Genomic DNA, 18931 nt, shown 5'->3' on the forward strand with positions numbered 1-18931 from the left:
GCGGCGCCGGGGCGGCGGTCGTCCGGGGGTCAGAGGCCGTTGGCGGCGATGACCTGGCGGTACCAGTGCGCGCTGCGCTTGAGCACGCGTCGCTGGGTCTGGTAGTCCACGTAGACCAGGCCCCAGCGCTCGTCGTAGCCCGCGTCCCACTCAAAGTTGTCGAGCAGGGACCAGACGTGGTAGCTCTCCAGCGGCACGCCGGCGGCCATGGCCCGGTGGACTGCGGCGAGGTGGTCGCGCAGGAAGGTGACCCGCCCGGCGTCGTCGACCGTGCCGTCGGCGTCGAGGACGTCCGGGGTGGGCAGCCCGTTCTCGGTGACGGTCAGCGGGATCGGGCCGTAGTCGCGGGTCACCCGGGTCAGGATGTCGTACATCCCGTCGGGGTGGATCTGCTGCCAGGAGGCCTGGGAGGTGGGCCAGCGCCCGGTCGTCGCGCCGTCGCCGGTGACGTAGTACGGCGTGTAGTACTGCACGGCGAGCAGGTCGACCGGCGCGGAGATGGTCGCCAGGTCGCCGTCGCGGATGCCGCGGACCAGCCGGCTGTCGGGGCCGAGGTCGTCCAGCACGTCCTGCGGGTAGCGGCCGGTGAGGATCGGGTCGAGGTAGAGGCGGTTCTCGTAGCCGTCGTAGAGCCGGGCGGCCAGGGCGGCCTCGGGCGAGTCGTCGGCCGGGTAGCAGGGGTGCAGGTTGAGCGCCGGGCCGATCCGGCCGGAGCCGGTGGCGCGGTACGCCGCGACGGCGAGCCCGTGGGCCAGCTGGAGATGGTGGGCGACCAGGTACGCGGCGTCCGGGTCCTGCCGGCCGGGGGCGTGGTGACCTTCGAGGTAGCCGTTCTGCACCACCGTCTTCGGCTCGTTGACGGTGAGCCAAACCGGCACCCGGTCGCCGAGCGCGCGGAAGACGATCTCGGCGTAGTCGGCGAACCGGTGGGCGACGTCGCGCGACTCCCAGCCGCCGGCGTCCTGGAGGGCCTGCGGCAGGTCCCAGTGGAACAGCGTCGCCATCGGCGCGATGCCCCGCTCGTGCAGCCCGTCGATGAGACGGCGGTAGAAGTCGAGCCCGCGCTGGTTGGGTGCGCCGGTGCCGTCGGCCTGTACGCGCGGCCAGGAGATGGAGAACCGGTAGCTGTCCAGCCCGATGTCGCGCATCAGGTCCAGGTCCTCGGCGTACCGGTGGTAGTGGTCGGCGGCGACGTCGCCGGTGTCGCCGTTGCGGGTGCGCCCCGGCGTGCGGCTGAAGGTGTCCCAGATCGACTCGCCCCGGCCGTCCTCCTTGGCCGCGCCCTCGATCTGGTAGGCGGAGGTGGCCGCCCCCCAGCCGAAGCCCGGAGGGAAGCGCAGGCCGGCCGCCGGCGTCTCGTCGGGGCGCGGCGCGGGGCCGTCGGTCCGGTGCCCGTCGCCCGCCACGGCGGCGGCGTGTGTCGCGGTGCCGGTCGTGGTGGCGGGGGCGGTGGCGGAGAGCGCGGCGCCGTGGGGCGGGCGCGGGGTGGGCATCGACATCGGTTCTCCTCATGGTGTGCGTGGCCACCGCCGGGCCGGGAGCGCTCCCAGCATAGGGCAGGAGCCGCCAACCGGTCGCCTCCGCCCGGCCGGTCGGGCGGAGGCGATCGGGGACGGCGGAGGGGTGTGTCGTGCGCCCGTGGCGGCGGTGCGGGAGCGGGGGCGCGCGGTGGCGCCGGCGCTCGGGTGGCCGGCCGCGGGACGCGGGGCGCCGGGGCGCGGGGCGTCGACCGGGCGGTACGGGCGGACAGCGGACGAGGCCGGTCGGAACGGCGACACGGCCAGTCCCGTCGGCCTCTTTTCCCGTTGTGGCGGGGGGTCTAGTGTGTGGGGACGGGGGAGGGCAACCCCCGTCCCCACCATTGCTGCACACGCACGGGCGGAATTGGCGTCCTGTCGTGCGTGTCGCGCGGGAGCCGGGCCACGCGAGTGGCTAGAGGATCCACCTCCCTCCGTGTCGGTGGGAACGGCTGACGGCGGTGTCCGGGCTGGCCCGCCGTCAGCCCTCGGGCTGACTCCCCGGGCTCCGTCGTCGACGGACCCCGGGTGATCTTCTAATTGCATCTCTGTCGATGGAAGCGCTCCCATCGACCGATGCTGCGACTGTAACGCCCGTCACGGCTTTGTGAAAGCCCCAAAACGAGATCGAAACATGTTGCTGCTTCGGTGCGCCTCCGGCCATTGTGGGAGCGCTTCCATGCATGGCACACTGTCGCCACCGCGACGCGGAGCCAGATCGCGCAAGCGTGGGTCGCCGAGGGCAGCCGGTCGTCTCCGGTACGGCATCCGACGCAGTCGGTGGAGCAGCCGTCCCGCAGGGGCCGCCGCCCGCCGTACCCCGGCCTCGGGCCGGGGCGACCACCATCCCCGGGCGCCCCGCATCCCCGTTCGCGGGAGGGCGCCCCGCCGGGGCCCTTCGTCCCCGGCCAGGTCCGAGGAGACACCGCGCACATGAGAAATCTGGCAAGACGTCGCCGCCTGGCGATGGTCGCCGCCGCCGCGCTCGCCGTCGGCGGGGTGACCCTGCCGGCCGGCGCCGCCCAGGCCGCCCCCGCCTGCGACGTGGTCTACGCGACCAGCGACTGGAACAACGGCTTCACCGCCAACGTCACCATCAAGAACCTCGGCGACCCGATCAACGGCTGGACGTTGAAGTTCGCCTTCCCCGGCGACCAGCGGGTGACCCAGGGCTGGTCGGCCAAGTGGAGCCAGACCGGCAACCAGGTCACGGCCACCAACGAGTCCTACAACGGCAACCTCGGCACCGGCGCCTCCACCAGCATCGGCTTCAACGGCACGCACGGCGGCACCAACCCGAAGCCGACGTCCTTCTCGGTCAACGGCGTGACCTGCGGCGGCACCCAGCAGCAGCCGCCGACGGTCGGGCTGACCGTGCCGGCCGGCCCCTTCGAGGCCCCCGCCGACGTGCCGCTGAGCGCCACCGCCAGCGACCCGGACGGGACCATCAGCAAGGTCGAGTTCTACCGCAACGGCCTGCTGGTCAACACCGACACCACCGCCCCGTACGGCTACACGCTCGAAGACCTGCCCGCCGGCGCGTACACGGTGCAGGCCAAGGCGTACGACAACGCGAACCTGACCGCCACCGCGGAGAAGTCCTTCACCGTCACGGCGGCGTCCGGGCCGGTGCTGGTCGCCACCCCGTCGGCGGTGAGCGTGACCGAGGGCGCCAGCTCGACGGTCAACCTCAAGCTCAGCGCCGCGCCGACGGCCAACGTGCCGGTCTCCCTCGCCCGCACCGGCGACACCGACATCACCGTCTCGCCGGCCTCGGTGACGCTGACCCCGAGCAACTGGAACACCGGGGTGAACGTGACCGTCGCCGCGGCGGAGGACGCTGACACGCTCGGCGGCACCGCCACCGTCACCGCCTCGGCCATCGGCTACGCGCCGCTGGCGATCACCGCCACCGAGATCGACAACGACAACGGCGGCGGGGACAACACCTACGTCAAGCGGTTCCTCGACCAGTACGGCAAGATCAAGAACTCCGGCTACTTCAGCCCCGAGGGCGTGCCGTACCACTCGATCGAGACGCTGATCGTCGAGGCGCCCGACCACGGCCACGAGACGACCTCCGAGGCGTTCAGCTTCTGGCTCTGGCTGGAGGCCCAGTACGGGCGGGTGACCCAGAACTGGGCGCCGTTCAACAACGCCTGGAACGTCATGGAGAAGTACATCATCCCGTCGCACGCCGACCAGCCCACCGCGGGCGCGGCCGGCACCGCCCAGTACGCCGCCGAGCACGACCTGCCCAGCCAGTACCCGTCGCAGCTGGAGCCGAACGTGCCGGTCGGCCAGGACCCGCTGCGCTCGGAGCTGCAGAACACCTACGGCACCGGTGACATCTACGGCATGCACTGGCTGCTCGACGTGGACAACACCTACGGCTACGGCCGCTGCGGCGACGGCACCACCCGGCCGGCGTACATCAACACCTTCCAGCGGGGCACCCAGGAGTCGGTGTGGGAGACCGTGCCGCAGCCGTCCTGCGACACCTTCGCCCACGGCGGTCGCAACGGCTACCTCGACCTGTTCGTGAAGGAGGCGAACGCACCGGCGAAGCAGTGGAAGTACACCAACGCCCCCGACGCCGACGCCCGCGCCGTGCAGGCCGCGTACTGGGCCCTGACGTGGGCCAAGGAGCAGGGCAAGGAGGCCGACGTGGCGGCCACCGTGGCCAAGGCCGCGAAGATGGGTGACTACCTGCGCTACGCCATGTTCGACAAGTACTTCAAGAAGATCGGCAACTGCGTCGGGGCCGCCACCTGCCCGGCCGGCACCGGCAAGGACTCGGCGCACTACCTGATGTCCTGGTACTACGCCTGGGGCGGCGCGTACGAGCCGAACCAGAACTGGTCGTGGCGGATCGGCTCCAGCCACAACCACTTCGGCTACCAGAACCCGTTCGCGGCCTGGGCGCTGACCAACGTCAACGAGCTCAAGCCGAAGTCGCCGACCGCGGTCACCGACTGGACCAAGAGCCTGGAGCGGCAGCTGGAGTTCTACACCTGGCTCCAGTCCGCCGAGGGCGGCATCGCCGGCGGCGCGACCAACAGCTGGGGCGGCCACTACGGCCAGCCCCCGGCCGGCACGTCGACCTTCTACGGCATGTACTACGACGTCGACCCGGTCTACAACGACCCGCCGTCGAACCAGTGGTTCGGCATGCAGGCCTGGTCGATGCAGCGCATCGCCGAGCTGTACCTGGAGACCGGAAACGCCAAGGCCAAGGCGCTGCTGGACAAGTGGGTGCCGTGGGCGATCGCCAACACCACGCTGGGCACCAACTGGTCGATCCCGTCGGACATGAAGTGGACCGGCCAGCCGACCACCTGGAACCCGGCCAACCCGCAGCCCAACACCAACCTGCACGTCGAGGTCACGGTGAAGGGCCAGGACGTCGGCATCGCCGCCGCCTACGCCCGCACCCTCATCGCGTACGCGGCGAAGTCGGGCAACGTGGCGGCGAAGAACACCGCCAAGGGGCTGCTGGACGCGCTGCACGCGGCCAGCGACGCCCAGGGCGTGTCCACGGTGGAGAAGCGCGGCGACTACCGCCGCTTCGACGACGTCTACGACGCCAGCACCGGTCAGGGCCTCTACGTGCCGCCGGGCTGGACGGGGACCATGGCCAACGGTGACCCCATCGCCGCGGGCAAGAGCTTCCTCGACATCCGCTCCTTCTACAAGAACGACCCGGCCTGGCCGAAGGTCCAGGCGTACCTGGACGGCGGTCCCGAGCCGGAGTTCAAGTACCACCGGTTCTGGGCCCAGGCGGACGTCGCCATGGCGTACGCCGACTACGGAAAGCTGTTCCCCAACGGCTGACCGACTCCTCCGGGTGGGTGGCGCGGCCCGCCCGCCCGGAGGCCGGCCGGGCGGGCCTGGGGGAAACGGAGACGCCCGGTCGGCGGACGGCCTGACTCCCACGGTCAGGCCGGGGTGGGCCGGTCAACCGGCCGACGCAGCGGGGCAACCGGCCCACCCCACCGCACCCGGATATGCACCGGGTGCGAAAACGCCCGAAAAACCGGCCAACACGGGATCACGCGCGGGGCCGGGACGGAGTAACGTACGTCACCGGAGAGGCCGCTCCCCCCGTGGCGGCCTCTCCCTTACTTTCCCGCCGGCTCCACCGGCGCGGCGGCCGGCACAACCGGGTGGCGCAGCCCCGGGTGACCGGCCGGCAACGTCCGGCGCACCACCACCCAGCTCACCGCGAGCACCGCCGCCACCAGCGGCCAGGACAGCGCGACCCGGGCCACCGTCAGCGCGACCACCTGACCGCCGAGCCACAGCGGCAGGAACACCGCCACCCGCAGCACGTAGGACGCCGCCCAGACCCAGCTGCCCCGGCCGTACGCGCGCAGCAGCGCCGGATCCCGCCGCCACCGGGTCCGCTGGCCGAGCGCGACGCCCACCACCACCCCGAGCAGCGGCCAGCGCACCACGATGCTGACCACCCAGGCGAGGGTGCTCGCCGCGTTGGACAGCAGCTGGACGAGGAAGAAGTCCTCGGCGCGGCCGGTGCGCAACGCGACAAGCGCGGCCACGCAGACGGCCAGCAGCCCGATCAGCACCGAACGCGGCCGGTCGCCCCGGTGCAGCCGCCAGCCGGCCAGCGCGGCGCCGGTGACCACCGCCGCGCCCACCCCGCCCCACAGCGAGTGCCCGCCGAGCAGCCAGCCGAGGGCGAAGGCCACCGGCGGCAGGCTGGCGTCGACCGCGCCCCGGCGCCCGCCGAGCAGGTCCGCGAGCGTCTCCGGCCGGTCCGTCGGGGCCGCCGCACGCTCCGGTGTACGCGTCACCGCACCCTCCTCACGTCCGCCACCAACCTAGCCGTACCCGAGCGACAGGCCACCCGCCGACCGGGCTGCGCCTGCCGCTACGGTGTGCGGGTGCGAGCGACGGCAAGGGGTTGGACCGCAGTCTGGTTGGTCGTTTTGGCGATCGTCCAGGCGGCGGCCTTCCTCGCGGTGTGGCGGGTCGCCGTGCACGTCGAGATCGGCCAGTGGGTCGACACCGTCGCCCTGACCGGCAACCGGATCGGGCAGGACCGCATCGACGGTCCGGTGGACCGGATCCTCAACGCCATGTCGGTCGTCTCGCTGCTGGCGGCGACCGCGGTGATCGGCTTCATCGCCCTGATCCGGGGCCGGATCGCCCTGGCCGTCACGGCCACCCTGCTGATCGCCGGCGCCAACGCCACCACCCAGTTGCTCAAGTACGGCCTGACCCGGCCCGACTTCGGCATCGACCCCGAACGGATCTACGCCGGCAACAGCCTGCCCAGCGGGCACGCCACGGTCGCCGCCTCGGTCGCGGTGGCCCTGGTGCTCGTCCTGCCGCGCACGGTACGGGTCTTCGGCGCGTTCCTCGGCGCCGGCTACGCCGCGATCGCCGGGGTGGCCACCCTCTCCGCTGGCTGGCACCGGCCCAGCGACGCGGTGGCCGCGTTCCTGGTGGTCGGGGTCTGGGCGGCGCTGGCCGGGCTGGTGCTGCTGATCACCCAGCGGGAACAGGCGCAGGTGGAGTCGGCCGACGCCCACCGGGTCGCCGCGACGGTGCTCGGCGTCGGCGGCGTACTGGCGGTGGTGGCCTGCGGGCTGGCCCTCGCCTGGCTGGTCGACCTGCGCGGCACCGCGCCCAGCGAGCTGGCCCGCCGGCCCCTGCTCGTCGGCTACGCCGGCACCGCCGCCGGGATCGTCGGCACGATGGGCGTGGTGATGGCGCTGGTGCTCGCCGCCGTGCACCGGCTGGTGCCCCGGGTCAAGGGCTGACCGCTCAGCGGGAGTAGGTGCCGACCATCGTCCCGCTCGCGAGGTCCCGCTCGACGAGCAGGCGGTGCACCTCGTCCGCCCGCGGCGTCCCGGGCAGCTCCAGCGGCCGGTCCAGCGCGTAGAGCCGGAAGAAGTACCGGTGCGGATCGTCGCCCTGGGGCGGGTGCGGGCCGCCCCACCCCGTGGTGCCGAAGTCGTTGGGCCACTCGCGGCCGCCCAGGGGCACGCCGCCCTCCGGTGACCCGGCGGCGCTCGGCGCGATCCCGGTGACCAGCCAGTGCAGGAACGGCGTCCTGCCCGCGTCGGGGTCCTCGACGAAGAGGACCAGCTCGGCCGCGGACTCCGGCACCCGCTCCCACTCCAGCGGCGGTGACACGTTGCCGCCTTCCTTGGAGAAGCGGGTCGGCAGCATGTCGTGGTCGTTGAACGCGGTGCTGCGCAGCATGATCCCGGCCATCCCTGGCACTCCTCTCGTCGGCCCGGCCGCGCGTACCCGCCGGTGCGACGCCGAAACGGGCGAACCCCGGTGTGAGAGGGTCGACGGCGGAAGGTGCGGGACGGGGGAGGACCGTGGAGAGCGTACGGGCGGGGTTCCGGGACGAGTGCGAGCGGCTCGGCGAGGCGCTGCGCGGCGTCGACGAGGCGGATCTCGACCGGCCGACCGACTGCCGGCCGTGGACCGTACGCGAACTGCTGGCCCACGTACGCACCGGCGCGGGCCGGCTGGTCGACATGCTCGCCGCGCCGGCCCCGCCCCGCGCCGAGGTCGACGCCGCCGCCTACTACGGCGCCGCCAAGTTCACCCCGCCCGTGGACGCTGCCCGCGTCGACGCCGGCCGGCGGGAGGCCCGGGAACTCGACGGTCCGGCCCTGGTGGCCGACTTCGACCGGGCCTGGCGGGCCGCCCTCGACGCCGTCGACGCCGCACCGCCGGATCGGGTGGTACGCACCCGCCACGGCGACGCGATGGCGCTCGGCGAGTTCCTGCGTACCCGCGTGGTGGAGGTCGGCGTGCACGGCCTGGACCTGGCGGCGGCGCTCGACCGGCGGCCGTGGCTGACGCCCACCGCGGCGGAGGTCGTCGCCGATTTGCTCACCGGCGGGCGGGCGGTCCCGCCCGGGCTGGGCTGGGACCGGCTCACGCTGATCCGCAAGGCGACCGGCCGGGCCGGCCTCACCGACCGCGAGCGGGCCGTCGTCGACGCCGCCGGCTTCCGCTGGCTCTCCTTCGGCGGCTGATCCGGGCAGAGCCCCGATCCTGGACCCGGGCCCGTCCCCACCGCAGGCCCCGTGCCAGCCGCGCCGCAGAGCCCGTGCCTGCCGCGCGGCCCGCCTCGGGGGATGCCCGCCGAGCGGGTCAGGCGTCGGCGCCGAGCGGGTCCGACTCCGGGCGCGGGGCGGGCACGTGCGGGGCGGCCTTACGCAGGTGGTCCAGCACGACCGGGTCGATCCGGCCGGGCACCAGGCGCTCCTCCAGGTTCTCCAGGCCGGCCCAGGAGAAGAGCGCCTCCTCCGGCCGCGCCGGGTCGACCGGGTGGCCGAGCGCCCCCAGCAGCGCGCCGACCTCGGCGGCGACCGCGCCCGTCAGGTCGAGCAGGGTGGCCGGGTCGGGCCGGCTGAAGAGCAGGGTGTGCACCGCGAGCAGCCGGCCCAGCTCGGTCACCGGATCGGGGTGGTCGTCGACCCGCAGGTCGACCAGCACGTCGCCCGTGCCGTCGTACCCGCCGCCGCGCTCGACCACCAGCAGCCCGGCGCTCTGCCGGCCGCGCCGGTCGCCGCCGGCCCGGTCCCCGGCGCGCAGCGCGGCCAGCAGCCGGTCGGGGAACGGCAGCGCCGTCCCGCCCAGCCAGGCGTCCCGGACCGCGTCGATCACCTGCGGGCCGACCAGGATGTTGCCCTGCGCCGCCCAGCCGTCCCCGGCCTGACCCCCGGCCCAGGGATGGCAGCTCGGCCCGGTCCAGGTGGCGCCGGCACCGGTGGCGGCGACCACCCCGAGCTGGCGGTGGTCCCGGTCCGGGTCGGCGGCGACCAGCCCGGCCACCACGTCGGCCGCCGCCACCCCGGTGCGCAGCAGCGTCAGCCCCTGCGGGCGGTAGGCGAGGTTGACGTGGGCCTGGGTGGCGAGCGCGCCGACCTCGGCCTCGGCGGCCGGCACCAGCGCGCCGGCGGCGAGGAACCGGCTGGCCACGACGACGCCGTGCCGGCGGCCGTCGTCGGAGCGGGCGACGAGCGAGAAGGTCACGCCTGGAGACTAGTTCCAGCGGAACAGGAACGCGGCGACGGTCGCACCGACGACCGCGGTGATCGCCAGGCCCGCCAGGTTCGACGCGTCGACCGGGGCCCCCGCCCAGGCGCTGGAGAGCGCCTCGACAGTGGCGCCGAACGGCAGCCACGAGGCGGCCCGGGCCACCGGCTCCGGCAGGGAGGCGGTGCCGCCGAACAACCCGCCGACGGCCCCGAGGGCGAAGAAGGCGATCAGGCCGATGGCGACCGCCGAATTCGGGGTGGGCGCGACCGAGGCGACGATCATGCCCAGCCCGTACATCGCGGCCACGGAGAGCCCGACCACGGCGAGCGCCATGCCGACGTCGGCCGGCGGCCGGGCGTCGAAGCCGACGACAGCGACGGCGTACGCCAGCCCGATCCCCGCCACCACCTGCGCCAGGCTCACCACCATCTGGGCGACGAGCACCATCGCCGGCGACGCCGGGGTGACCGCGAGCCGGCGCAGCACCCCGCTGCGGCGGTAGTAGGCCAGGAAACTCGGCATGTTCACGATGCCGATCGTGGCGAGGACGATGGTGAAGACCAGCGGAAGGACGAAGAGGTCCAGCGCCGAGCGCCCGCCGGCGACCTCCTGGTCACCGGCGGTGGCGGCATTCATGACCAGGATCAACAGCGGCAGCCCGATCGGTACGACCAGCCCGGCCGTGTCCCGGACGACCATCCTCGCCTCGCACCCGATCAGGGTCAGCCACGAGCCCGCCCCGGGCCGTCGTACGGTCACCTCGTTCATGCGTTCTCCTCCGTGACGAGTTCCTTGCCCGTGAGGCGGACGAACGCCTCCTCCAGGTCCGCGGCGCCGGCCCGGGCGACCAGCCCGGCCGGTGTGTCCAGGGCGACGATCCGGCCGGCGTCGAGCAGCACGACCCGGTCGCAGAGCCGTTGGACCTCGTCCATCGCGTGGCTGACCAGCAGCACGGTCTCGTCGCGCAGCCCCTCCACACCCGCCCAGATGCGCCTGCGGGCGCGGGGATCCAGCCCGGTGGTGAGTTCGTCGAGGATCACCACCCGCGGGCGGCCGACCAGGGCGAGAGCTATGGAGAGGCGCTGCTGCTGGCCGCCGGAGAGCTTCTCGAACCGCGTCCTGGCCTGCCCCCGCAGGTCGACCAGGTCGAGCAGTTCGTCGGCGGGCCGCGGGTCGGGGTAGAAGCTGCGGTAGAGGCCGAGCAGCTCACCGACGGTCAGCGCCGCGTGCAGCTCGGCCTTCTGCAACTGCACGCCGAGCAGCTGGCGTACGGCGGCGCGATCCCGGCGCGGGTCCCGGCCGAGCACCCGGACGCGCCCCCGGTCGGGGACGCGCAGGCCGGCGATCAGCTCGATCATCGTCGTCTTGCCGGCCCCGTTGGCGCCCAGGACACCCAGCACCTCACCGGGGGCCACCGTCAGGCTGACGTCGTCGACGGCGACGACGTCGCCGTACCGTTTGTGCAGGTTGACGACCTCGATGGCGGGTTGGTTCATGTCCCAATGCTGGTCGGCGCCACCCGTCCGCCGCCTGTGCCGAAGGTCAGCCCCGCCGGCCATGACTTTCGGCACCCGTGGCCCGCCGGCCGCGGCGGCTAGGGTGGCCGCATGCGTCGGCTGGGACTCGATGAGTGGTCCGGCCTGGTGATGCTCGTCGTGTGCGTGGGCGTCGGGTCGCCGGTGATGCTCGGCCTGGTCGAACCAGACATCCCGGCGCCGGTGTGGGTGGGGCTCTTCGTGGTCACCCTCGGCGCGGCGCTCGTCGCCGTGGCCGAATGGGGCGCACCGGTGCTGAGGTGGGCGGCCTACGGCACGGCGGTGGTCGCCGGCTGGGGCGTGGTCGCGACCGCCCCCCGCGCCGGCATGCTGCCGATCCTGCTGGTGGTGATCGCCGCGCTCGGGCCGGAGGCCGTTCGGTTGCCGGTCAACCTGCTGGTGGTCGCGCTGAACACGGCCGTGATCGCCCTGACCGTCAGCCGGATCCACGACGGCCCGGTCGAGCCGCTCGCCGCCGCGGTGTTCTACGGGCTGATCCAGATCGCGACGGCGTTCAGCGTCACCGCGGTCCGACGGGAGCAGCAGCACCGTCAGGAGCTCACCCGGGCGCACATCGAGCTGCGCGCGGCCAGCCTGCTGCTGGCCGGGTCCGCGCGCACGGCGGAACGGCTGCGCATCTCCCGCGAGCTGCACGATCTGCTCGGCCACCAGCTCACCGTCCTCACCCTGGAGCTGGAGGCGGCCCGGCACCGGGAGGGCGACCCCGCGCGGGAGCACGTCGAACGGGCCGGGAGGGTGGCCCGTGAGGTGCTCGCGGACGTCCGCGACACCGTCAGCGCGCTGCGCGCCGGGTCGGCCGCCGACCTGGCCGAGGCGCTGCGCGACGTCGGCCGCGACATTCCCGGACTCGACGTGACGGTCGAGGTGGGGGAGGACGTCGAGGCGGACGAGGAACAGACCGCGGCACTCGTCCGGGCCGTACAGGAGATCATCACCAACACCCTCCGGCACGCCTGCGCGCGCGAGCTGGGTGTCACGATCGTCCGCCACGACGACGCGATCCGACTGGCCGCGGTCGACGACGGGCAGGGCGCTCGGAACGTGCTTCCCGGCAACGGACTGCGGGGCCTCGCGGAGCGGTTCGCGGCACTCGGCGGGGAGATCGCGTACGACGGCAGCTCGGGCTTCCGGGTGATCGCCCGGATGCCGGCCCGGCGACCGGCATGGTCGGTCCAGACGACCCGTGCCGCCGAAACGACCGGAGTGCCGGCGTGACCAGGGTCGTCGTGGTCGACGACCAGACGCTGGTCCGGCAGGGCGTCCGCACCCTGCTCGACATGGCCGGCATCGAGGTGGTCGGCGAGGCAGACGACGGCGAGGCGGCCCTGGACGTGATCGACGCGACCCGGCCCGACGTCGTCCTGCTCGACCTGCGCATGCCGCGTCGGGACGGCATCTGGGCCCTTCGGCGGCTACGTGAGCGCGGGAGGGACGTACCGGTGCTGGTGCTCACCACCTTCGACGACGACACCCTCGTCCTCGACGCCCTCCGCGCGGGAGCGCGGGGCTACCTGCTCAAGGACGTCACGCTGGAGCAGCTGACCCGGGCGGTCGAGACCCTCGCCGCGGGCGGAACGCTCATCGCCGTGTCGATCACCGACCGGCTCCTGCGCGCCATCCGCTCGGCGCCGTCCCCGATCGGGGTGAGCGCTCCGCCATCGCAGGAACTCACCGAGCGGGAGCTGGACGTGCTGCGGCTGGTCGCCGAGGGCTACACCAACCGGGAGATCGCCGGCCTGCTCTTCCTCGCGGAGGGAACGGTCAAGAACCACGTGTCGGCGATCCTGCTCAAGCTCGGCGCCCGGGACCGCACCAACGCGGTGCTGCGGGCGCTGCACGAGGGCGTCCTGCGGTAGCGCCGACCGTGGCCTGCCCGCCGTCCCGTCCGGTCGTCCGGGCCGACCTTCGTGCCACCGCTTCGCCACAGCCACGCGCACTTCTGCGGGCTTCGATGCGTGTGGGATCCCCGACGGGATCTTGCTCTGCGCCACGCCGAGCGGGCACGATCGACCGATGACGACGCGTTGGGGCATGACCGTACCGCTGGACGGCATCCCGCTCGCCGAGCACGCCGCGGTCTACGCGGCCCTCGACCGGGCCGGATTCACCGACGTCTGGTCCTCCGAGGTCAACGGGGCGGACGCGTTCACCCCGTTGGCGCTCGCCGCCGCCTGGCAGCCCCGGCTGCGCCTGGGCACCGCGATCACGCCGGTCTTCACCCGGGGCCCGGGCCTGCTGGCGATGAGCGCGGCGGCGCTGGCCGACGCCGCCCCCGGCCGGTTCGCGCTCGGCATCGGCGCGTCCTCGCCGGTCGTCGTCCGCAACTGGAACGCCGTGCCGTTCGACGAACCGTTCCGGCGCACCCGCGACGTGCTGCGGTTCCTGCGCGCGGCGCTGTCCGGGGCGACCGTCGACGAGGAGTACGACACCTTCACCGTGCGCCGCTTCACCCTGGACCGCAAGCCGGCCGTGCCGCCGCCGGTGCTGCTCGCCGCGCTGCGCCCCGGGATGCTGCGGCTGGCCGGCGCCGAGGCCGACGGCGTCATCCTCAACTGGCTGGCCGCCGCCGACGTGCCCCGGGCGCTCGCCGAGGTCGGCGAGCGGCGCCCCGGCTACGAGGTGGTCGCCCGGATCTTCGTCTGCCCGACCGAGGACGCCGCGCACGCCCGCGCCCTGGGCCGCCGGCTGATCACCAGCTACCTGACCGTCCCCGCGTACGCCGAGTTCCACCGCTGGCTCGGCCGGGAGGAGGTGCTCGGGCCGATGTGGCGGGCCTGGGCCGCCGGGGACCGGCGCGGCGCGGGCGCGGCGGTGCCCGACGACGTGGTCGACGCGTTGGTGCTGCACGGCTCGCCGGAGCACTGCCGCGAGCAGGTCCGCCGCTACGCCGACGCCGGCGTGGACGTGCCGGTGCTGGCGCTGCTGCCCACCCCCGAGCTCGCCGCCGGTGGCGCGGCGGCGCTGGCGGACCTGATCACGCGCCTGGGCGGGGGTGGGGCGCGGTGAACCTCACCGACCGGGTGGCCGTGATCACCGGTGGGGCCGGCGGCATCGGCTCCGCCCTGGCCCGCCGCTTCGCCGCCGAGGGCGCCGCCGCCGTGGTGGTGGCCGACCTCGACGCCGACGCGGCCCGTGCGGTGGCCGACGGCCTCGGCCCGGTCGCCCACGCCGTCGGGCTGGACGTGACCGACGAGGAGCAGGTCCGCGCCCTGGTCGCCGACACCGAGCGGCGGTACGGGCGCATCGACCTGTTCTGCGCCAACGCGGGCGTCACCTCCGGTGGCGGGATGGAGATCGACGACGCCGGCTGGGACCGCGCCTGGCGGGTCAACGTGCTCTCGCACGTCTACGCGGCCCGCGCGGTGCTGCCGGCGATGCTCGCCCGGGGCGGCGGCTACCTGCTGCACACCTGTTCGGCGGCGGGCGTGCTGACCTCGGTCGGTGACGCCCCGTACGCCACGACCAAGCACGCCGCCGTCGGCTTCGCCGAGTGGCTCTCCGTCACCTACCGCGACCAGGGCGTCCGGATCAGCGCGCTGTGCCCGCAGGGCGTGGACACGCCGATGCTCGCCGACGGGCTGGCCGCCGGTCACCTGGGCGCGCGGGTCGTGGCCGCCTCCGGTGCGGTACTCACCGCCGACCAGGTGGCGGATGCGGTGGTCGCCGGCCTCGCCGAGGAGCGCTTCCTGATCCTGCCGCACCCCGAGGTCGCCGGGTACGCCCGCCGCAAGGCGGAGGACCCGGACGGCTGGCAGTCCGGCCTGCGCAAACTCGTCCGCCGTCTGCGGGCCTGAGGCCGGCCGCGCGGATCCGGTCCTCAGCCCCGTCACGACGACGCACGTCACTTCCTGCCGTCCGCCGACCTCCTGCGGACCGACGGCGAGCCGCTCACCGTCCAACCCGACGAGTCGCCACGTTGGAGCCCGGACAAGGAACTCTGGTCGCAGGGTGAGACGGCGTGGGCGCGCCGGGTCGACGAGCAACGTGTTCTGCCTGTCGTGCCGCCAGGCGAGTGTGCGAACTCCTCCGCATGCCGCACGTCGACTTCTGATATTTCGGCCTGGACGCATATTCTGCCTCCCGATATATTGTGGCCATGGCGACTCGACCGATGACCGAAGCGGCGTTCTTCGTCCTGGCAGCGCTGGCCGGTAGGCCCTGCCATGGCTACGGCATCGTCAACGAGGTGAAGGAGTTGTCGCAGGGGCGGGTGCACCTGAGGGTGGGCACGCTCTACGGCGTGCTCGACCGGCTCGTCACCGACGGTCTGGTGGAACTGGACCGCGAGGAGGTGCAGCAGGGCCGGCTCCGGCGGTACTACCGGCTCACCGACTCCGGCGGGCGGGCGTTGGCGGAGGAGGCTGACCGTCAGGCCGCCAACGCCCGTGCGGCCACTGAAAGGCTCGGTGTGTGGCGGCCCGCCGTGGGCGGTGCGGCATGACGAGTCGCCTGGAGCAGCGGTACCGCCGGCTGCTGACGCTGCTGCCAGCCTCCTATCGCCGCAGGTGGGAAGACGACATGGCCCACACGTTCCTGGAGTGCGTCGGCGCCGAGGAGGACACCGAGGACGCCGCGTACCTCCGGGACCACGGCCGGCCCGACGGTCATGAAGTCCTCAGCGTCCTGGCGCTCGCTACGCGGCTTCGGCTTGGCGGCGTCGGCGCCGAGCCGAGGTCGCGGCTCTGGGGCGATGCGATCCGTGCGGTGGCGCTGCTCGGCCTGCTCTTTCATGCCGTCATGGCGGCGATGGAAATCGGCGTCATGCCCTGGCTCGCCGACGAGTTTCCGCCACTGCCGTCGTCGCCCACCGAGCCGGCATCAGGCCTGCCAGGTGAAGCGTGGCGCCTGGTGTCCGATTCCGTTGGGCTGTTCGCGATCGCCGCGTTCATCGCGCTCGCGGTGAATCAGCCCAGGCCGGCCCGCTGGCTGGCGGTGGTGCCCCTCGGAGCGGCCTGGGTCGCCAGGATCTACGAGGCGGTGTCCCTGCCCGGCGGCACGCCCCCCGGCGCCTGGCTCATCGTGCTCGTCGACACGGCCTTGGTGCTGGCGCTGGTGGCGTTCCATCGGGAGGCTCCGCCCGTGCGCACCCGGACCTGGGTCCGTGCCTTCGTCGCCGGTGTCCTCCTGAGCCCCCTGCACGTCATCGGATTGTGGGCACTTCCCGTGGAGCAGGATGTGCGATTCGCGGCGCTGGACTGGTCGGGCCTGTGTGCGTTGTCGGTGTCCGCCGCGGGTATCGCCTACCTCGTCCTGCACCCGTCGGCAGCGGCCCGGGCGGCCCACTGGCCGCTGACTCTCCTGCTCCTGGGGCTTGCCGCCCTCGTGCTGCGCGGCGTGTCCATCGCCGATCACGTCCTGCGGGGCGGCGCGCCTGCCGCCGTGATGGCGGCCTGCGCTGCCGAAGCAGTGCTGCTGCTGGTGGTGTGCGTGCCGCTGGCGGTGCTCGCGCGGCGGGCGACCCGGGAACTGCGCATGAACCCCGCCGACATGGCGGGTTGACGTGACACGAGTCGTCGGGTGGCCGGCGACCCACTGTTGGGTGAGAGGAGACCCGCTGATGACGGAACCTGACATGCCGCGCAGGACGCCGGATCCCGATGGTGCGGAGAGGTACCGGCGGTTGCCGGCACGCGTGAGCCTCGACCAGGTCGTGACCACTCAGGCCGCGGCGACCCCGGCCGGCCTGCTGTGGCTGGCCAGTCCGGGCGACATCGGGGGCTGTGGCGGCGACGGCGACGGCGATTGACGCAGGGCACCTCCGCACGGATCGCACCCGCGTTCCGGCCCGGAAAGGTCGGTCACGCCTGAGCGCCGCTAGAAGCTGCTGACGAGCTTGACGAACGCGTCGTCGATCTTCGCCGGGTCGCGGGCGTCGAACGCCTTGCCCGCGGACGCCTTGGCGATCCGGTCCAGCGTCCCGAAGTCGGACTTCTCGTCGAAGGCGATGCAGAAGATCTTGATCGGTCGTTCCGGATCCAACGCGACATCCTTCAGCAGCCGGGCGAGGCTGTTGTCCTTGGTGTACTCGTTCGTGCCGTCGGTCAGTACGACCACCGCGTTGATCCGCGACTGGTCGTAGTGATCGAGCATGTGCCGGTGTGCCGCCCGTACGGTGGCGTACAGCGCGGTGCCGCCCTCGACGTGGAGATTGTTGAGCTCCTTGGTGAGCGTCTTCTGGTCGAAGGGTGACAGCCGGACCTCCTCGCTGTACGGCGACTTCGGCCGCTGCGGGGTCTCCGACGAGAACGACCAGAGCGCGACCTTGTCCTCGGAGTTCAGCAGGCCGAAGCCCTTGGCGGCGGCCCTGGTCGCCACCTGGAACCTGGTCCGCTCACCGATCTTCGCGTTCATCGAACCGGAGGTGTCGACGGCCACGAGGATGTTGGCCTTCTTGCGCAGCGTGCCCCAGCCGGTGAGGATCGCCTTCACCACGGCGGGATCCGGCGGGTCGAAGTAGGTGAGGTTCTCGGCCCCCCGCCCGCCGACGGCGGCGATCAGCGGGCCGGCCGCGTTCCGCTCGTGGTCGCGGAACCCGTGCCGGCTGAAGCTCTGCTGCTGCGGCGGCTCCTGGAGGAACTTCAGGAAGTCGGCGGCGGCGTCACGCTGCTCCGGGCTGGCCGAGGGGAGCACCACGTACGGGTGGTCGAGGTTGAACGTGCCCTCCTTCGGATACAGCGCGACCAGCGGGACCCTCGGCTTCTCGCCCGGAGTCGGGCTCAGCTTCCCCTCGTTGTACTGGTAGACCAGCTCCTCCTGCGTCACCACCGCGCTCATGTCCGTCGGGGCCGCCGTGTCGGCGCTGGACAGGTCCGCCTCGGCGCGGTCCTTCAACAGGTCCACGATGTCGTCGCTGTAGTGGGACACGTTGGCCTCGATGCGGCGGACGAACTGGGTCACCGTCGGATTCGCGACGTCGCTCTCGGTCAGGTCGCTGGCCCGGTTGATGGCCGCGTAGTAGCTCGCGATCGTGGCCGCCAGCCCGGAGGTGGACATGTTCGGGTTGACCTTGCCGAAGCTGAACCGCCCCCAGTCGGGGCGACCGAAGGTGGCCCAACCCGTGCGCCCGGACGAGCCCAGGACCTCACCCCAGCCGAGTGGGCCCTGTTGCTGGAGGTGCTTACCCTTCGACTGCGGCATGGCGATCACCAGCGGGCTGTTCGCGATCGACGGGTACCGGCCCGGGGTCTGCGCCGGGCGTCCGGCGGCCTCGTCCAGCAACTTCAACTGCCCGGTCCACAGGCTCGACGTCGGCAACCACACCTGCGGCCGTGGCAGGTTGGGCTGCTTGGCCGCCCAGTCGCCGGCCAGCGCGTCCGTCGAGGCGCCGGAGGCGAGGCCGTGCACGGTCACCACGGCGCACCGGTCGCCGACTCGCCGATCGCTCTTGTTGTAGCGTTCCGCCAGCTCGCCGAGCAGCACGTCCTTTTCGATCGATGAGCTGACCTCCAGCGGCGTGCACCCGACGTCCGCCGCCGGCCGGACGATCAGGTAGGCCGCCGCGATGACCGCGGATCCGGCCACGATGGCCGCGGTGTACGGCAGCCACGGCCGGGCAGTCGGTCGAGCTGAAACCATCGGGTCCCTCCAGGGGTGCGGCGGTGGCGTCGGCGATGGCCTACCGGGTTGACCGCCACCCGGTAGCCATGTCCGTCCCTGCCCGGGTGGACGGCGCCCCGGCCGCCCACGCCCGGCCGCCCGATGAGCTGGCAGGGCCCCGCCGTGCGCGGATCACACGAGCCCGGCGGCGTGGTGCCCGGCATCGCTGCCCCTGTCAGCCCAGCCATTGTGACTCCACCGAAACCTTGACGAGCCGCGCCGGGGCGA

17 protein-coding genes are annotated in these 18931 nt (G+C 73.3%); 10 read left to right on the top strand and 7 right to left on the bottom strand.

What is annotated here, in order from left to right; all coding sequences use genetic code 11:
- Nucleotides 1–29: 29 nt before the first annotated feature.
- Nucleotides 30–1499 carry a GH1 family beta-glucosidase gene (locus tag DER29_RS29045; protein WP_121400812.1) on the bottom strand — a complete coding sequence of 490 codons (1470 nt, stop codon included), beginning with the start codon at nucleotides 1497–1499 and terminating at the stop codon, nucleotides 30–32.
- A gap of 960 nt (nucleotides 1500–2459) precedes the next feature.
- Between DER29_RS29045 and DER29_RS29050 the strand changes: the two genes are divergently transcribed.
- Nucleotides 2460–5351, top strand: coding sequence for a glycoside hydrolase family 48 protein (locus tag DER29_RS29050; RefSeq protein ID WP_199729600.1), 2892 nt, complete (start codon nucleotides 2460–2462; stop codon nucleotides 5349–5351).
- Between the two features lie 287 nt (nucleotides 5352–5638).
- Here DER29_RS29050 and DER29_RS29055 read toward each other — a convergent pair whose 3' ends face one another.
- Nucleotides 5639–6331 carry a DUF3159 domain-containing protein gene (locus DER29_RS29055; RefSeq protein ID WP_121400814.1) on the bottom strand — a complete coding sequence of 231 codons (693 nt, stop codon included), beginning with the start codon at nucleotides 6329–6331 and terminating at the stop codon, nucleotides 5639–5641.
- A gap of 84 nt (nucleotides 6332–6415) precedes the next feature.
- Between DER29_RS29055 and DER29_RS29060 the strand changes: the two genes are divergently transcribed.
- Complete coding sequence (locus tag DER29_RS29060) at nucleotides 6416–7303, top strand: phosphatase PAP2 family protein (protein ID WP_121400815.1); 888 nt, start codon at nucleotides 6416–6418, stop codon at nucleotides 7301–7303.
- Nucleotides 7304–7307: 4 nt separating this feature from the next.
- Here DER29_RS29060 and DER29_RS29065 read toward each other — a convergent pair whose 3' ends face one another.
- The gene (locus DER29_RS29065; RefSeq protein ID WP_121400816.1) at nucleotides 7308–7760 is read right to left on the bottom strand and encodes a YbhB/YbcL family Raf kinase inhibitor-like protein; all 453 of its coding nucleotides are present in this window, start codon (nucleotides 7758–7760) and stop codon (nucleotides 7308–7310) included.
- Nucleotides 7761–7831: 71 nt separating this feature from the next.
- On the opposite strand from DER29_RS29065, the gene DER29_RS29070 reads away from it, so the two are divergent.
- Nucleotides 7832–8542 (top strand): maleylpyruvate isomerase N-terminal domain-containing protein, encoded by a 711-nt coding sequence (locus DER29_RS29070; RefSeq protein ID WP_121400817.1) that lies wholly within the window; start codon nucleotides 7832–7834, stop codon nucleotides 8540–8542.
- A gap of 118 nt (nucleotides 8543–8660) precedes the next feature.
- On the opposite strand, the gene DER29_RS29075 is transcribed toward DER29_RS29070, so the two are convergent.
- Genes DER29_RS29075 through DER29_RS29085 form a run of 3 tightly spaced genes read right to left on the bottom strand, consistent with a single transcriptional unit; the run spans nucleotide 8661 to nucleotide 11047 of the window.
- The gene (locus DER29_RS29075) at nucleotides 8661–9545 is read right to left on the bottom strand and encodes a DUF1028 domain-containing protein (protein WP_121400818.1); all 885 of its coding nucleotides are present in this window, start codon (nucleotides 9543–9545) and stop codon (nucleotides 8661–8663) included.
- Nucleotides 9546–9554: 9 nt separating this feature from the next.
- Nucleotides 9555–10319: an ABC transporter permease gene (locus DER29_RS29080; protein ID WP_121400819.1), complete on the bottom strand. Its 765-nt coding sequence runs from the start codon at nucleotides 10317–10319 to the stop codon at nucleotides 9555–9557.
- Entirely contained in the window at nucleotides 10316–11047 is a 732-nt protein-coding gene (locus tag DER29_RS29085; RefSeq protein WP_121400820.1) for an ABC transporter ATP-binding protein, read from the bottom strand. The genes DER29_RS29080 and DER29_RS29085 overlap by 4 nt, the downstream gene beginning before the upstream one ends.
- 111 nt (nucleotides 11048–11158) lie before the next feature.
- Between DER29_RS29085 and DER29_RS29090 the strand changes: the two genes are divergently transcribed.
- The 7 genes from DER29_RS29090 to DER29_RS33975 all read left to right on the top strand — a co-directional run bounded on the left by DER29_RS29090 (nucleotide 11159) and on the right by DER29_RS33975 (nucleotide 16853).
- Nucleotides 11159–12322 (top strand): sensor histidine kinase, encoded by a 1164-nt coding sequence (locus DER29_RS29090; RefSeq protein WP_121400821.1) that lies wholly within the window; start codon nucleotides 11159–11161, stop codon nucleotides 12320–12322.
- A complete protein-coding gene (locus DER29_RS29095; protein WP_121400822.1) occupies nucleotides 12319–12963 on the top strand; it encodes a response regulator transcription factor in 645 nt (214 codons plus the stop codon). Before DER29_RS29090 ends, DER29_RS29095 begins: the two co-directional genes overlap by 4 nt.
- 175 nt (nucleotides 12964–13138) lie before the next feature.
- Nucleotides 13139–14113, top strand: coding sequence for an LLM class F420-dependent oxidoreductase (locus DER29_RS29100; protein ID WP_121400823.1), 975 nt, complete (start codon nucleotides 13139–13141; stop codon nucleotides 14111–14113).
- Nucleotides 14110–14901, top strand: a complete 792-nt coding sequence (locus DER29_RS29105; RefSeq protein WP_121400824.1) for an SDR family oxidoreductase — start codon at nucleotides 14110–14112, stop codon at nucleotides 14899–14901. Before DER29_RS29100 ends, DER29_RS29105 begins: the two co-directional genes overlap by 4 nt.
- A 302-nt stretch (nucleotides 14902–15203) precedes the next feature.
- Nucleotides 15204–15548, top strand: coding sequence for a PadR family transcriptional regulator (locus DER29_RS29110; RefSeq protein WP_233600204.1), 345 nt, complete (start codon nucleotides 15204–15206; stop codon nucleotides 15546–15548).
- The gene (locus DER29_RS29115) at nucleotides 15545–16606 is read left to right on the top strand and encodes a hypothetical protein (protein WP_148710114.1); all 1062 of its coding nucleotides are present in this window, start codon (nucleotides 15545–15547) and stop codon (nucleotides 16604–16606) included. Before DER29_RS29110 ends, DER29_RS29115 begins: the two co-directional genes overlap by 4 nt.
- 58 nt (nucleotides 16607–16664) lie before the next feature.
- The gene (locus tag DER29_RS33975) at nucleotides 16665–16853 is read left to right on the top strand and encodes a hypothetical protein (RefSeq protein WP_148710115.1); all 189 of its coding nucleotides are present in this window, start codon (nucleotides 16665–16667) and stop codon (nucleotides 16851–16853) included.
- Between the two features lie 68 nt (nucleotides 16854–16921).
- On the opposite strand, the gene DER29_RS29120 is transcribed toward DER29_RS33975, so the two are convergent.
- Nucleotides 16922–18628, bottom strand: a complete 1707-nt coding sequence (locus DER29_RS29120) for a substrate-binding and VWA domain-containing protein (protein WP_233600205.1) — start codon at nucleotides 18626–18628, stop codon at nucleotides 16922–16924.
- Nucleotides 18629–18931 lie beyond the last annotated feature (303 nt).

It is taken from the genome of Micromonospora sp. M71_S20 (genome assembly GCF_003664255.1).
In the GTDB taxonomy this organism is placed as follows: Bacteria; Actinomycetota; Actinomycetes; order Mycobacteriales; family Micromonosporaceae; genus Micromonospora.